Origin of the sequence: Oligoflexus sp. (assembly GCF_035638955.1) — a bacterium.
Lineage (GTDB): Bacteria > Bdellovibrionota_B > Oligoflexia > Oligoflexales > Oligoflexaceae > Oligoflexus.
Map to the genome: position 1 here is coordinate 21,268 of NZ_DASQYZ010000444.1, position 13,746 is coordinate 35,013.

General features: G+C 54.6%; 13 protein-coding genes. 11 read left to right on the plus strand and 2 right to left on the minus strand.

Annotation, left to right across the window (positions count from 1 at the left end):
• Window positions 1–8: 8 nt before the first annotated feature.
• Window positions 9–1,466, plus strand: a complete 1,458-nt coding sequence (locus VE954_RS36505) for a phospholipase D-like domain-containing protein (RefSeq protein ID WP_324962431.1) — start codon at window positions 9–11, stop codon at window positions 1,464–1,466.
• On the opposite strand, the gene VE954_RS36510 is transcribed toward VE954_RS36505, so the two are convergent.
• Complete coding sequence (locus VE954_RS36510; protein ID WP_324962433.1) at window positions 1,463–3,619, minus strand: hypothetical protein; 2,157 nt, start codon at window positions 3,617–3,619, stop codon at window positions 1,463–1,465. The two genes, VE954_RS36505 and VE954_RS36510, sit on opposite strands and share 4 nt — an antisense overlap.
• A 201-nt stretch (window positions 3,620–3,820) precedes the next feature.
• On the opposite strand from VE954_RS36510, the gene VE954_RS36515 reads away from it, so the two are divergent.
• The 10 genes from VE954_RS36515 to VE954_RS36560 all read left to right on the plus strand — a co-directional run bounded on the left by VE954_RS36515 (window position 3,821) and on the right by VE954_RS36560 (window position 13,322).
• Complete coding sequence (locus VE954_RS36515; RefSeq protein WP_324962435.1) at window positions 3,821–5,188, plus strand: sensor histidine kinase; 1,368 nt, start codon at window positions 3,821–3,823, stop codon at window positions 5,186–5,188.
• 136 nt (window positions 5,189–5,324) lie between these two features.
• Window positions 5,325–6,278 (plus strand): GTPase Era, encoded by a 954-nt coding sequence (gene era, locus VE954_RS36520; protein ID WP_324962437.1) that lies wholly within the window; start codon window positions 5,325–5,327, stop codon window positions 6,276–6,278.
• A gap of 34 nt (window positions 6,279–6,312) precedes the next feature.
• Complete coding sequence (murA, locus tag VE954_RS36525) at window positions 6,313–7,656, plus strand: UDP-N-acetylglucosamine 1-carboxyvinyltransferase (protein ID WP_324962439.1); 1,344 nt, start codon at window positions 6,313–6,315, stop codon at window positions 7,654–7,656.
• A gap of 120 nt (window positions 7,657–7,776) precedes the next feature.
• Window positions 7,777–8,790, plus strand: a complete 1,014-nt coding sequence (locus VE954_RS36530) for an alpha/beta fold hydrolase (RefSeq protein WP_324962441.1) — start codon at window positions 7,777–7,779, stop codon at window positions 8,788–8,790.
• Between the two features lie 55 nt (window positions 8,791–8,845).
• A complete protein-coding gene (locus tag VE954_RS36535) occupies window positions 8,846–9,355 on the plus strand; it encodes a hypothetical protein (RefSeq protein ID WP_324962443.1) in 510 nt (169 codons plus the stop codon).
• A 7-nt stretch (window positions 9,356–9,362) separates the two neighbouring features.
• On the plus strand, window positions 9,363–10,232 hold the full coding sequence (locus VE954_RS36540) for a hypothetical protein (protein WP_324962445.1): 870 nt from the start codon (window positions 9,363–9,365) through the stop codon (window positions 10,230–10,232).
• 99 nt (window positions 10,233–10,331) lie between these two features.
• Complete coding sequence (locus VE954_RS36545) at window positions 10,332–10,931, plus strand: LemA family protein (RefSeq protein WP_324962447.1); 600 nt, start codon at window positions 10,332–10,334, stop codon at window positions 10,929–10,931.
• An 8-nt stretch (window positions 10,932–10,939) separates the two neighbouring features.
• A complete protein-coding gene (locus tag VE954_RS36550) occupies window positions 10,940–11,701 on the plus strand; it encodes a TPM domain-containing protein (RefSeq protein ID WP_324962449.1) in 762 nt (253 codons plus the stop codon).
• Window positions 11,695–12,354 carry a hypothetical protein gene (locus tag VE954_RS36555; protein ID WP_324962451.1) on the plus strand — a complete coding sequence of 220 codons (660 nt, stop codon included), beginning with the start codon at window positions 11,695–11,697 and terminating at the stop codon, window positions 12,352–12,354. Before VE954_RS36550 ends, VE954_RS36555 begins: the two co-directional genes overlap by 7 nt.
• A 2-nt stretch (window positions 12,355–12,356) precedes the next feature.
• Complete coding sequence (locus tag VE954_RS36560; RefSeq protein ID WP_324962453.1) at window positions 12,357–13,322, plus strand: aminoglycoside 3'-phosphotransferase/choline kinase family protein; 966 nt, start codon at window positions 12,357–12,359, stop codon at window positions 13,320–13,322.
• Here VE954_RS36560 and VE954_RS36565 read toward each other — a convergent pair whose 3' ends face one another.
• Window positions 13,323–13,685, minus strand: a complete 363-nt coding sequence (locus VE954_RS36565) for a hypothetical protein (protein ID WP_324962455.1) — start codon at window positions 13,683–13,685, stop codon at window positions 13,323–13,325.
• Between the last annotated feature and the right edge of the window lie 61 nt (window positions 13,686–13,746).

Here is a 13,746-nt window from a genome sequence, read left to right on the forward strand (position 1 = left end):
GGGCTCTTTTGCGGGAAGATCAGGTCTTTGAATGGATTCTGAATTATTGGCCCTACGTCTTCACAGTCGTGACCTCGATCGGCTCGCTTTGGGCCGCGATTCATGCCGTTCTTTGGAAGCGGGACGTGCGTTCGGCCCTGGGCTGGGCGGGTCTGATTATTCTTTCGCCAGGCATTGGCGCTGTCCTTTATTTTTTGTTTGGTATCAATCGTGTTCGTCGCAAGGCCATGGCTCTGCGGGCGACGCGGGAAAAATTTCGTCTCAGCCTTTCCGCATTCGCCATTGCTCCGGAGGATTTGGAAGACAAGTTTCATCCCCATGGTGAGGCCTTGATGCAGATCGGCAAAGCCGTCAGCTGCGTGGTGAATCGCCCCCTTCTGATCGGCAATCACATCGATCTGCTGGAAAATGGTGAGGAAGCCTTTCCCGCCATGCTGGAAGCCATTCGTCAGGCTCAGCATTCGATCACGCTGGTCAGCTATATTTTTTCCTATGACTCCCTGGGCAAAGCTTTTGTGGATGAATTGGCCTTGGCGGTCGAGCGCGGTGTCTCGGTGCGCGTGCTGATCGATGCCGTGGGCGTGCGCTATCATAATCCTTCCGTTTATCGGGTCCTCAAGCGGCGTGGCGTGCCTGCGGCACTTTTCATTCCTATTCATCATATCAGCGTTTTCAACCTGCGCACGCACCGTAAGATTTGTGTGGTTGATGGCGTCATCGGTTTTACGGGCGGCATGAACATTCGCGTGAATCATGTGCTGTCCGCACCCAGTCCCTTGCCCACGGCGGATGTTCATTTTCGTTTGGAAGGTCCGATTGTGGGGCAGCTCCAGGAGGTTTTCGCTGAAGACTGGCTGTTCAGCACCGGCGAAAGTCTGCAGGGCGAGCGTTGGTTCCGGCCCCTGCTCACCTGCGGCGACGTGATCTGCCGGGGCATTGCCGATGGACCTGATGAAACGAGTCATGCTCTAGCCTGGGCTCTGCAGGCAGCGATTTCATCCGCTAAGAAACGGGTTCGCATCGTGACGCCTTATTTCATCCCCGATATGGCTCTGGCAATGGCTTTAGGCGTGGCCTCCACCCGCGGCATTGAAGTGGATATTATTATTCCCTCGCGCAGCAATTTAAAACTGGTTCAGTGGGCTTCCGTGGCTCAGATCTGGCAGGTGGTAAGCTTCGGGTGCCGTGTCTGGCTCACGCCACCGCCTTTTGATCATGCCAAGCTCATGACCGTCGATGGCCGTTGGAGCCTCATTGGTTCAACCAACTGGGACGCTCGTTCCCTGCGTTTGAATTTTGAATTCAATTGCGAAGCCTACGACACCGAATTTACAGCGAAGCTCGACGCTTTGATTGAGAGTCGGTTGTCCCAGGCCAGACGCTTGAACCTCGATGAGCTGCAAGCGCGTCCCCTGGGCGTACGCGTCCGGGATGGCCTGGCGAGATTGGTCTCGCCGTACCTTTAAGGTTTTGGAACGGAGTCCACCATCGTTTTCAGCTGCAATTTGGCTGGCAAATACCGATCAAAACGGCCCAACGCCCAGGCCAACACCAAAAGAACGATCACCCCGATCGTGATATAGAAACGCCAGGGTCGAATCTTTTCGGCATAAGGATCCGGCGAGAGCATGCCGACGTGCAACGGAACCGCCCGCACAGCTGTCATCGACGAGGCGAAGGGAACGTTGATGCGGGCCACGGTATTCACCGCCCAGCCGTTGGCATCCAGGATCGGTCCCAGGTTTCGATTTTTCAGTTTAATCCAGGCCATGACCATTGACGGCCCTGAAATCAAAAGGACCAGAGCCAGGATACCGAAGGGCATCAGAAGACCCAGATCCAGAAATTTGCCGAACATGAGGCCTAGAAATGTACTGATGCTTCCCAGTGCGACACCCATGGCAGCGATCGTGCCGACATCGAGTTTTTTGGCATTCACATCAAGGGCCTTGGCCTTGTCCACGTTAGCCATGGCCTGGGAAGTGACGGAGAGTTGGGCCACATTGCCAGCATCAGCGGCCGCGGCTCGCTTGGCAATTTGTTCTTCGACGAAGCGAGCCAGTTTTTTATAGGGAAGCCAGAACGCTTCCCGCAAACTGATCGGGTTGGCGACGATACGGGTGATGGTGGCCTCCCAGTCGCGACCTTCGCGATCGTAGAACACCCCATTCCGACCGACTGAAATATTATCGCTATCACCATCGGTCAGTAGCGCGACCACGGCTTGATTCTCCACACCCGCGCGCAAAAGATCGCAGTAAGCAAGGTAGGCACCGGATAATCCCGCCATCGTTGTGTGGCGGGTGGGGCTGGTCACGGCAATGCAAAGTTCCGCGGCGCGACCATCGATAAATAGAGTGCCGGCCTGGAAAATCGCATTTTTGCGCCGATAAAAATCGGAAAAATTAACAAAGTTTCGCAGGATGCGTCCCAGATCGCGGCGATAGAGCAAAAGGCGCAGCACGTCGCTCAGGCTGTCAAATTCCGGGCCGATCGCCAGGTCAAAACTCAAAAGTTCGTCGAGGGCCTCGCGCGTTCGACCGTTGCGAATCTCCTTAATCTTCTGCATATCGAGCCGTGACACGGCGCTTTGCGGTTCACGGCCGCGCCAGGCGGCATAGCCTTGCAGACTTTTTTGAATATGACGCCACTGCGTTTCCGTCAGTTCCGTCGGCTTCGAACCCAGCATGGTTTGCACCGCGGTCTCGTTAAAATATTGCATCGGTTTGTGCCAAGCTGGATTCAAACGTTCATCCAAGGGCAAGGCCAGACCGGCTCCGGCATGAGCGAGTGGTAACTCCGCGAGACTTTCTGAATTGGTGTTGAGTTGATGCATGGCAATGGCCTGGAATTCCGAGGTCGAACGATTGGCCGCGTCGGCGGCACGCGCATCGTAGGCGATCCATTGGCAACGGGTGAAAAAATCCTCGATCTTGTTACTCACAGCGTCGGTGGCTTGAAAAGCCAGGGCTGTCCCTGCAATACCAAAGGGAACGAGGTGCGGTTCCTGTTCCAATTCCGCGAACCAGCTGGCTCGGGCTTCAAGATCGGCAAAGAAATTGGTCAGAATATTTTTATCCACCCCGGGTTGACCACTGCGATCAGGAACGGACGCGTAATGCAGAATCATGTGGTCGAGCAGGTTTTTCACGGCTGGATCCTGCCCCGCCTCGGGCACTATCACGCCATCACCGTTGAAAACTTCAGCGCTTAGTTTTTTAACAGCCAGTTCGAGTTCATCGATATCGATACGGTCCGCACCCTGTTTGTCCAGCTGGACCAAAGCCCGTTCCACCCCTGCAAGCAAGGCCGGGTCCTTGATTTCCTTAAGGGCAAGGCCTTGACCTTCCGTCAGAATCAGCCCCGGATCCACCAGGGTTTTTTCCAACCAGCGGATGGCTTCAATTAATTCCGGTGGACGAATGCGGCCGTCCCTATCGCTATCGATCAGGTCGAGCGTGCGCGTGTCGCAATTCACGCCCCGGGTCGGCATGGACAGGGCCATCCAAAGCTTCTGATCGAGTTGACCGAGTCGCACAAGGTCGGCGGTTGTTTTGAGTTCAACCTGGACCACGCCACCAGCGCGAAAATAATTCCAGACGTGCGCTTGCTCGGTCATATTAGGCTCCTATCAAGTGGGCAAAGGGACGCAGAATGCCCATCCCGGCTGTGGCATCCTATTCAGCCCTTTCGCAGCCGACAAGGAAAATATCCTGACGATTTACAGGGAACGATAAGGTCAGCAGCTGAAATTACGATGATGGGCAGACGCGATTTTTTAGGGCACAATGGGGACCATCACCAAGGAGTCATAATAATCGTGCCTGCGCATCCTTTGACCAGCCTATGGGGCTATATCTCGGAGTCCGGTTTACGCGAGAGCATGAGTGACCGTGAACGGCGACGTATTCGCTTTTCCAATCAGAATACCGCCATCATTGCCGTCCTGATTTTGGTGTCATTTCCGCTTGTGTTTTGGCTGGTGGGGCAACCGTCCTTGGCCCTGATGACCCTTCTTTCATCCCTGCATTTCGGCTGTATTTTTCTGATCAACCGCTGGAGTGGGTCGCTGACCTTTGGTCGTCTCTATACAATTTTCAACTACAACGCGGTCACCCTTTTCTATGCTTTGGCGCTCGGACGAGGCTCGGGAATTCAATATGTTTTCATCGCCTGTGCCTCGACGCCTTTTATTCTGCTGGATTATAGGCGCCGCTTAAGTTTTGCCATATGCAGCATAGCGCCTGTTCTGCTCTATTTCTTTGTCGAGATCATGGGCCAGGAGCTGGTTGAACCTTTGCCTTTGACGGTGGCCGAGCAGCGCATGATTCATCTCGCGACCATGCCTTTTGTCTTTGCCACTGTGTTCATGTTTTCCGGTTACTTTTATTTGAACAATCAAAAGAGCGAGAATAAGCTCCGACGCACGATTGCCGATCTGCAGAAGAGCCAGACCCTTATCGAGGAACAGCAGACTCTCCTCGTCGCCAGTTCCCGGCTGTCCGCGATCGGTGAGCTGGCGGGCAGCATCGCCCATGAAATCAATAATCCCTTGGGTATCGTCAAAGGCTACAGCGAACAGCTCATGAAAATGTTGAAACGCGAGCCCTGGGATCGGGATCGCATTCATTACGCGAGCCAAAAGATATCGGAAACCACCGACCGCATGACGCAGATTATCATGAGCCTTCGCCGCCTTTCCTACGAAGGGCAGGGTGATCCTTTGGAAAAAACCGACCTCGGGCAGGTGGTGGAGGACACCCTGGCCATCTGCGGGCAGAGCCTGCATCTGCTGGGGATTGAATTGAGATTCGACCCACCAGCCGCCCCGGTCTTTGCCATGTGCCGGCCGTTACAGATCGGGCAGGTGCTCTTGAATTTGATTCAAAATGCGCGGGATGCGATCGAGAGCCTGGACGAAAAATGGATCAGGATTTCGATTGATAGAAGGGACTCGGTCCTGGAACTGACGGTCGAGGACAGCGGCCTTGGGCTGAAGCCCGATGTGCTGGCCCGGATCGGTCAACCGTTCTTCACGACCAAGCCCTTTGGCAAGGGCACAGGGCTTGGCATCAGCATCTCCCGAAAAATCATGGCGGCACACGGTGGTACGATTGAAATCGATGTCCGGCACCCGCGTACACGCTTTGTGGTGATGATGCCACAGACCCAGATCAGGACGTTCTAATCGTGTGCAGCGCTGGCAATTCAGGTTCAAGGCTGATGCAGGAATTCACCTTGCCAATCAGCCCCAGGCAGGGCATGCTGCCAGCCCAGTGGGTCGCCTTGAATATGTAAAATTGGTAGGATTGAGGTTTTTAATTATGACACAGCGCTGTGGATATTGCGCCATCATGGGTAGGCCAAACGCCGGGAAAAGTTCCCTGCTGAATACCCTCGTGGGACAGAAAATCGTCGGCGTCAGCGCCAAACCCAACACAACTCGTAATCGCATTCTGGGCATTGTCATGGAAAATGATGCCCAGCTGTTATTTCTAGATACACCCGGCATTCATCGCAGTCCCAAGAAGCTGACTTTGAATTCGATGATGAATCGGGAAGCCTGGGCTGTCCTGGGTGACGCTGATCTGGTGCTTTATGTGATCGATGTGCAGGATGTCGGCAATGCCGAAGACATTAATTTTCTGCGCAACGTGATCCAGGAATCCCGAGGTCGGGTCCTGGTCAGTTTGAATAAATGCGATAAACTGAAAAAAGTGGAACTGCGATTGGCCGAGGAACGGTTGATTGGAACGCTGGCCATGATTCGCGAGGAGCTGCCTCCTGAAGCCGCGGCTCGCCTGGACGAACGCCGGCCCTGGATGATCAGTGCCAAGCGCAAGGACAGTCTGGCTGAACTTGTGGCGGCCTTGATCGATGGCCTGCCCAAAGGGCCGTGGCTGTATCCAGCCGATGATCTGACCGATCGTCCGCAGAAATTTGTTTGCGCAGAATTGATTCGTGAGCAGGCTTTCCGGCATTTGGGGGCCGAGCTGCCTTACCAATTGGCCGTGAGGGTTGATACAATAGAATTTTCCCCTAGTATTGTTCGGGTCGAAGCCTATATCGTTGTGAGTCGCCAGACCCATCGCGGTATTGTTTTGGGCCGCAACGGCTCGAAAATTAAAGAGATCGGCATGGAAGCCCGGCAAAGCCTGGAACATCACTTCGATAACAAGGTTTTCCTCGGTTTGGAAGTGATCGTGGATGAAAACTGGGTCAATGACCCGATTTCGGTCGCTGATTACGCCGAGCTTAATGACAAAGACGACGCCTAAGTTTTCCCGGCTTTAAGATAAAGGAGTCAATGGAATGACCCAACCTCGCCTCAGGATCGTTGGCGGTAAGAAACTCTCCGGCGGTCGCATCTCGATCGCTGGCAGTTCCAACCAGGTTACCAAATGCATCATCGCCTCGATGCTGACGGACGAACCCGTGATGATAAAAGGCGCCCCGGATGTCGACGAACGCAAGATCGTCGAGGGGCTTTATCGTTACCTGGGTGGTCAGGTGATCACGCATGAATCCGATGTGATCGAAGTCTGCGCGCGCACCATGGACCGCTGGGCCATCTCCGAAGAAATCTGCCGTAAGAATCGGATTTCCATCCTCTGCGCCGGCCCCCTTCTGCAACGCTTCGGCAAAGTCAGCTTTTACGGGGCACTGGGCGGTGACAAGATCGGCCGACGGCCCGTGAATTTTCACATCGAAGGGCTTGCCATGATGGGCGCGCAGGTCGAGCAGAACGGCAATCAGTATCATCTGAGCGTCGATGATAAAGGCCTGCATGGGGCTCATATCAAACTGCCGTTCCCTTCGGTGATGACCACGGAAAACCTGATTATTGCCGCTTCGATGGCCCAAGGGCGAACCATCATCGAAAACGCGGCGATCGAACCCGAGATCTTTGAACTGTGCATGATGCTGCAAAAAATGGGCGCGGACATCACCCAGACGCCCAATCGAACCTTTATCATCCAGGGCGTGAAAAAACTCAACGGCTGCGAGCTGCGCTGCATGTTCGATCGCAACCAGGTCGTGTCCTTTGCCGTCGCGGCTTTGGCCACGGGTGGGGATGTCCTGATTGATAATGTCACGCATGGTCCTGTTTATAGCTTTTTGAATTTCATCCAGCGCATGGGTGCGGAATTCACAGTGAATTCCAAAGGCCTTTACGTCAAAGCCCCAACGGGACGCGCTCTCAAAGGCGTGCATATCGAAGTCGAAGTGCATCCTGGGTTCATGACCGACTGGCAGCAGCCTTTCATGGTGCTCTTTACGCAGGCCGAAGGTGTTTCCATTCTGCATGAGACGGTCTTTGAAGAACGCTTGGGCTATACCTCATTTCTGAACGAAATGGGTGCCAATATCAGTGTTTCGAGCAAATGCCTCGGGGAATCCCCGTGCCGTTTCCGAAACCACAACTTTGTGCATTCGGCTATTATCCAAGGGGCCACGAAACTGCGGGCCCGGGACTTTGAGCTGCCAACCGATATACGGGCCGGCAAGTGCCTCGTGGTCGCTGGAATGGTTGCCGAGGGTGTCACGCACCTGACCAATATTCACGAATTGACGCGAAAATACGATAATCTGGTGCCCAAGCTTCAAGCCATGGGCGCTGAGATCGAAGAAGTGCCTGCCCCAGCCAAGACCTGACAGCTCCTGCTAGTTGGCCAACAGACATGAAGTGGAGCCTTCTGCGTGCTCCGCGATCATTGCCGGGGTGTCCAGCGCCGGGGTACAATGGAGGAACCAGATCATTGCTGAGGTTCTTTCATGCGTGCTTTTCCGCGATGGCTTTGGCCATGGATCAGTTGGGTCGGATTATCCCTGCCAGCCCAGGCCGTGCCTGAACATATGTTCGATCAGGAATTTGAGAGCCGCATTCTTCCGGAATTCTGGTCCACGGGAAGCTCGGCATTTTTTACCGCTCCCGATGGCGTAAAAATCCACTATCGTCAGTATGTGAAGCCTGGTCAGGACCGGGCTTTGGTGATTTTGCCAGGTCGCACGGAATCGACCTTTAAATACGCTGAATTTCTTTACGACATTCAGGATTTGAACCTGGCCGTTTTTATTCTGGATCATCGCGGCCAGGGCGCCTCCGGTCGCGAAATTCCTGATCAACCCCAAATGCAGTATGTGCGGGATTTCCAGGACTATCGGAATGATCTCGGGCAACTTCTCACGGACGTTATCGCGCCGTTCGGCTTCAAAGGCATTCAAGCCCTTGGCCATTCGATGGGGGCGAATATTCTTGCGCTGTATATGGTTGAACATCCTGATGCCATTCAGAAGGCCGTGATTTCGTCGCCCATGCTGGATATCAACCCGTCCCCGTTTCCTGCTCAGTGGATGGCTCATTGGGTTGGAAAGATCGCATGCTGGCTGGGTTTTGATAAAAGATTTGTGCCCGGGCATGGGCCCTTTCGTTACCACGAAGAGTATCGGGGTACAGGAAGTCCTGTCCGTTACAGGGCTTTCAATAAACTGAGAGCTGAAAGAAAAGACGAGTTAGTGGGTGGGGTCAGTTTTGGCTTTGGTCTGAGAGCCCTGGAAGCGACCTACGAAATGCGGGATCACGCGGCCAAACTGTTGGTGCCTATCCTGATGTTCCAGGCGGGTAATGATGAGGTAGTCTTGACCGGAGGGCAGGATCATGTGTGTCAGCTTGCAAAGCAATGCCGCAAGCTCGTGTTTCCCGAGGCCCGGCATGAATTGCATATTGAATCGGATGGCATCCGCGATTCCTGGTTGCGGGAAATTCGGCAGTTTATTAGCGCTCCTTAGCGGGTTGGCGACGGCAGGATGTTCAGCGCCTTCGTCACAGCCTCAGCTTTATTCTGTGGTCGACGGCCTGTGGTCCACAGCCTGTATTCCACGGCAGGACCTTTTTGCTTCCTATCGCATTGAGCTGGATTTTCAAAAGGCTCAGGATGTGACACGCACGGAATACTATGCGATGGACGCGACATGCGCCGAAGCCGTCGCGACGCTCCAGTATCGTGGGGACTACGAATTGATCGTCACGGGCCGCGATTTTACTTATGCGATTGATTTTTCGTTGAACGAGCAATCCCTGGTCGCCCTTCATAGCAGCGCGCAGCAGCGTTGGGAAGAGGCGGGCTTCTGTGGTCAGCAGCTGTGGCCTTTGACAGTCGCGCAACATCCGCTGACGTTTGATCCTGGCAACTGCACAGCGGTGGGACCGGTACCTTTGAATCATTTGAATCTGGTGTCCATCAACCGCGGTTTCAGCCTGAATTTTGGCAGCGATCTGGCGCATGATAATGAACGTCCTGTGGACGTTGTGATCTCGCCGGAGCTGGTTTTCCTTTCACAACCTTCGCCTTGAGTCGCGTATGATACCCCGACGCCTTTGTCATCTTGGTGCCCAACAGGTCAAGCGCTGGCTGATCAGCCTCGCGCTCGGCGGTCTTTTGCTCGGCGGACTTATCCGTGAGGCCGGTCACACCCAATCCATGCACGCGATCAGCCAATCCACTTTGGAAGCCGAGGCTCAACTTTTGGATGTGGATGCCACGCCGCGGGCTCCCTTGACCCTGGGCAACCCGGATCGTGCCGAAAGTCATGAAGCCACGCAGCAATTGCGACTCTTGCGGCAGTGCATCAGCGCCAGTGAAGGATTGCACGCCTGCCTTGGGAAAATGCTGGTCTCCTGGCGGGCGACGCCCCATCTTTTGGGCGGCTTTTTGGAAGCCCTGCGTTATCAGGAGCGTCAGCCAGGGCATGAAGGCGATCCCGGACAGATCGTCGATCTTTTGCATCGTATGCTGCCGGAATCCCGTGACCAGACTGATGTCTATGGGATCTGGTTTCAGGTTCATCGGCGGCGAGGCGAGGGCCTCACAGCGCGTAGCATGCGGTCGGCCCATCGTTTTCGTCCTCGATACCTGGGCCTCATGCTGCAGGCCGAACAGTCGGCCCGGTTGGGGCAACGGAGTCTGTCTCTGGCCTTTTATGAAGAGGCTGCCACCACATTTTTGGAGAGCATGCTGGCCAAGATGCGAAAGAGCGAATCCATCGCCGTCGAAGCCTATAATCAGAGCTATGATCAGAAGGATCTGGCCCGCCTCTACTTGCAGCTGGGCTGGTGGCCGGAGGCGGAGCGAGTCCTCTATCGCCTGGCCGAACAGGAACCTGCTGATCAAATCGTCCTCAGCCTGATGGAACAGCTCCGTCGCCGCTCCATGCAAACCCAGGCGGGTTAATCCCCTGGGGCCAGCCGTCTTGGGCCTTGCCAAAAATAACGGAAGCATTACATTAAACTCGTGGTAGAGTCCAAAAGGACAGAACGAAGGAGTTTTCCTATGCTACGTACTATCAGTCGCACAATCGCCGGTTTGGTGCTGATTGCAGCCATGACGGGCTGCGGTTTGCAGTCGATTCCTCAAGCAAAAAACAAAGTTGAAGCTGCCTTGGCCGAGACGACAAACCAGTATAAAAGACGGGCTGACCTGATCCCGAACCTTGTCAGTGTGGTGAAGGGTTATGCCGCCCATGAACAGGAAACTCTGACTGCGGTGGTGGAAGCCCGTGCGAAGGCGACTCAAACCACGATCGATCCCGGCACCATGGATCCGAAAAAATTGCAGGAATACATGGCTTCACAAGGGAACCTGAGCTCGGCTCTGGGTCGCCTCATGGTCGTTGTGGAAAAATACCCAGACCTGAAGGCGGACGCCAGCTTCCGCGACCTCAGCGCCCAGCTGGAAGGTACGGAAAATCGCATTACAGTGGCGCGCCAACGTTATATCGAATCGATAAATGAATTCAATAATCTGATTACCGTCCCGCCCACAAGTTTTACGAACAGCATCATCTATCATCACGAGAAAATGCCGCAATGGACCGTAAGCGATCAGGAAAAGACACAGATCGAAGCGGCTCCCAAGGTTGATTTCAAGTGAGGATCCTGATGCAGCGTCTTTTGCTGCTAACAGTTTGGATGTGGGGTGTAACGCCTTTGTTGGCTGTTACCCCTATTCCTCCATTGAACGAACCCGTGATGGATACGGCCGGAATCCTTTCGGATAATGCTGAAGTCTATCTCAATCAGCAGCTGCGTGATTTGCATCGCGCCGGCGGCAGTCAGCTCGTGATCCTCACCGTGCCCCGTTTGGAAGAAGAAACCGTTGAGCAGCTAGGCATCCGCGTCGCCGATCAATGGAAACTCGGCACGGCAGATAAGGATAACGGGGCCATTCTGTTAATTTCGGCGGAAGATCGTAAGCTGCGTATCGAAGTGGGGCAGGGGCTGGAAGGTTCGCTGACCGACCTTTATAGCAGTCGCATTATTCGCGAGAAAATGACGCCGCTGTTTCGAGAAGGTGATTACGATGCCGGGGTCATTGCCGGTGTCGCGCATATCCTGGCCTATACCGACCCTGATTTTAAATTCGGTGTGGACGCCCCGCAGCAGACCGTGCGGCGGAGTCGAAGCGGACGAAGTGGGGGCATTGGATCCCTTTTCTCCCTCTTCATCTTTGTGATTGTCATGTTCATCATTGGAGCAGCCAATCGCGGTGGACGTGGACGCGGTGGTTTTGGCGGCGGCTTCGGTGGTGGATTTGGTGGCGGCGGCGGTTTCGGCGGTGGTGGTTTTGGTGGTGGCGGCGGCGGCGGTTTCGGCGGCGGCGGCGGTGGATTTTCAGGTGGAGGAGCATCCGGATCATGGTAAAGGAGATTCCTACCTGGCTCAGTTCGTATTTAAGTTTGGAAGGCGCCTCGCGCATTGAACGTGCGGTGAGCGAGGCCGAGCACAAAACCAGCGGCGAGATTGTGCCGATGCTGGTGTACCGGTCCACAGTGTCGAGCATTAGCCCTATTTTAGGCGCTTTTATCGGCCTTTTGTTGGCCTTGATCGTGAAGCATATTCTGGTCCTGACGTTGGGTTGGGTCGGGCATGACCTTTTGTGGTCGATTGGTTTCGTGATCGCAGGGACGTCAGGTTTTTATCTGGCCCGTATCCCGGCCCTGGAGCGTTTCCTCATTCCGCGCAAGGATCAGAAACTCGAAACGGAACGCCGCGCTATGCTGGCGTTTTATGAGGCTGGCCTGGCTAATACCGCCGGTCGTACAGGGATTCTTTTGTTTGTCTCCTTTTTTGAGAGGCAGGCGGTGGTGCTGGCGGATCAAGGGATTGCGCGATTCTGTAAACCTGAGGATTTCCAGGAGCTGGTCCATGACCTCGTGCATGGGGCCAAGGAGCATCAGTTGGTCGAGGGTTTTGAGAAGGCCATCCTCAAATGTCAGGATGTTCTCGCGGCGCATTTTCCGCCTGATACGGCCAATCCGAATGAGCTTAAGGATCATCTGAGAATTAGCTGGTAATAATGATGACTTTTCCCGCGTCCATGGATCCCAGTTATTTTGATCGGACCTATCGCCTGCAGGCTGACCTGTGGCGCGAGCCATTCCTCGAGCTGTGGCGGGCTGTGGGACCGGATCCGACGCTGGTTCGCGAGTTTCAGCCGTTCACCGATGGCTCGAACCTGATTGCGGCCTTCGGAGCCGGGTGGATCATGAAAGTGTTTCCACCTTTTCTGCGGCATCAGTGGGAAAGTGAATGGCGGGTGATGCAGCATCTGGATGGCCAGGTGTCCCTGCCGATTCCACATTTTTATGGAGCGGGCGAGACAGAGGGCTGGACTCATATCATTATGAGTCGACTGCCCGGTGTGACGCTCGAATCCCTTTGGCCTCGCCTCGGTGATACCGATAAAGCTGCGATTTTAACCGATATCGGTCGTATCATGGCGCGCGTGCACGCCGTGCCGGTGGGTGGCCTCGCCGATCTGCCACCAGCCTGGTCTGAATTTTTCCCGAAGCAAAGAGGCGCCTGTCGCGCGCGACATGAGCGGCTGGGAATGCCGGACTGGTTTACCCAGAATGTGGAAGCGTTTGTGCAAAAGTCTTTGCCACTTTTGCCTTCGGTCATCAAGCCCGTGATATTAACCGGCGAATATACACCGTTCAACCTTCTGGCCTTCGACACGGAACGCGTGCAATCCATTGCCGGCATGATCGATTTTGGTGACGCCATGATCGGGTATCATGAATACGATCTTTTGGGTCCACTGCTCTTTACCTGCGAAGGCAAGCCGGCTTTGGTCACAGCCCTCCTGGAAGGCTATGGCTATGGACCCGGTGAGCAGACCCGTGAGTTGCGCCGCCGCCTGATGCTGCTCCAGATTCTGCATCGCTATAGTGATTTTAAAGCTCAGGTTCGTATTCCGGGTTGGCAGGATCAGGTGCGAAGTCTTGAAGAGTTGGAAGATCTGATCTGGCCCCTCACGTAATCAGGCGCTCTCGTCCTGGCGCCAGGCGCTGCTGATTCTCTGATAATAAAAATCATGCACAGCTTCATCATCCCGAATGAATTGCTGGGATTGATCCAAATCAAAGCGACTGAACTCCTTTTGGTAGCGTGGCGGCAGGCCCTCGTAAACAGTCGACTTGAGACAGATCAAATGGCCACGACCAGGAATGCGATAAATTTTCCGCAAGGATTCGTAGCGCGTCGCGAGGACGATGCCTTTCCCAAAGAGTTCGTAGCTTCGAATACCCGCCAGGGTAAAAAAGCCAGGATGGGTCCAGCAGCCGGACAGCCTCCTGATACAATTGACGGTATTATTCGCTGGTGAATCTGCTCTTATTGACATGTAAAGTCATCCCAAATGTGCCTGGAAATTGGGGGGGTCGGCATGTCGGTTCGCCATTATA

Excerpts from the sequence above, each read along its gene's own strand:
- VE954_RS36510 (WP_324962433.1), bottom strand. The coding sequence starts at position 3,619 with ATGACCGAGCAAGCGCACGTCTGGAATTATTTTCGCGCTGGTGGCGTG.
- era (WP_324962437.1), top strand. The coding sequence starts at position 5,325 with ATGACACAGCGCTGTGGATATTGCGCCATCATGGGTAGGCCAAACGCC.
- murA (WP_324962439.1), top strand. The coding sequence starts at position 6,313 with ATGACCCAACCTCGCCTCAGGATCGTTGGCGGTAAGAAACTCTCCGGC.
- VE954_RS36530 (WP_324962441.1), top strand. The coding sequence starts at position 7,777 with ATGCGTGCTTTTCCGCGATGGCTTTGGCCATGGATCAGTTGGGTCGGA.
- VE954_RS36540 (WP_324962445.1), top strand. The coding sequence starts at position 9,363 with ATGATACCCCGACGCCTTTGTCATCTTGGTGCCCAACAGGTCAAGCGC.
- VE954_RS36545 (WP_324962447.1), top strand. The coding sequence starts at position 10,332 with ATGCTACGTACTATCAGTCGCACAATCGCCGGTTTGGTGCTGATTGCA.
- VE954_RS36550 (WP_324962449.1), top strand. The coding sequence starts at position 10,940 with ATGCAGCGTCTTTTGCTGCTAACAGTTTGGATGTGGGGTGTAACGCCT.
- VE954_RS36555 (WP_324962451.1), top strand. The coding sequence starts at position 11,695 with ATGGTAAAGGAGATTCCTACCTGGCTCAGTTCGTATTTAAGTTTGGAA.
- VE954_RS36560 (WP_324962453.1), top strand. The coding sequence starts at position 12,357 with ATGATGACTTTTCCCGCGTCCATGGATCCCAGTTATTTTGATCGGACC.
- VE954_RS36565 (WP_324962455.1), bottom strand. The coding sequence starts at position 13,685 with ATGTCAATAAGAGCAGATTCACCAGCGAATAATACCGTCAATTGTATC.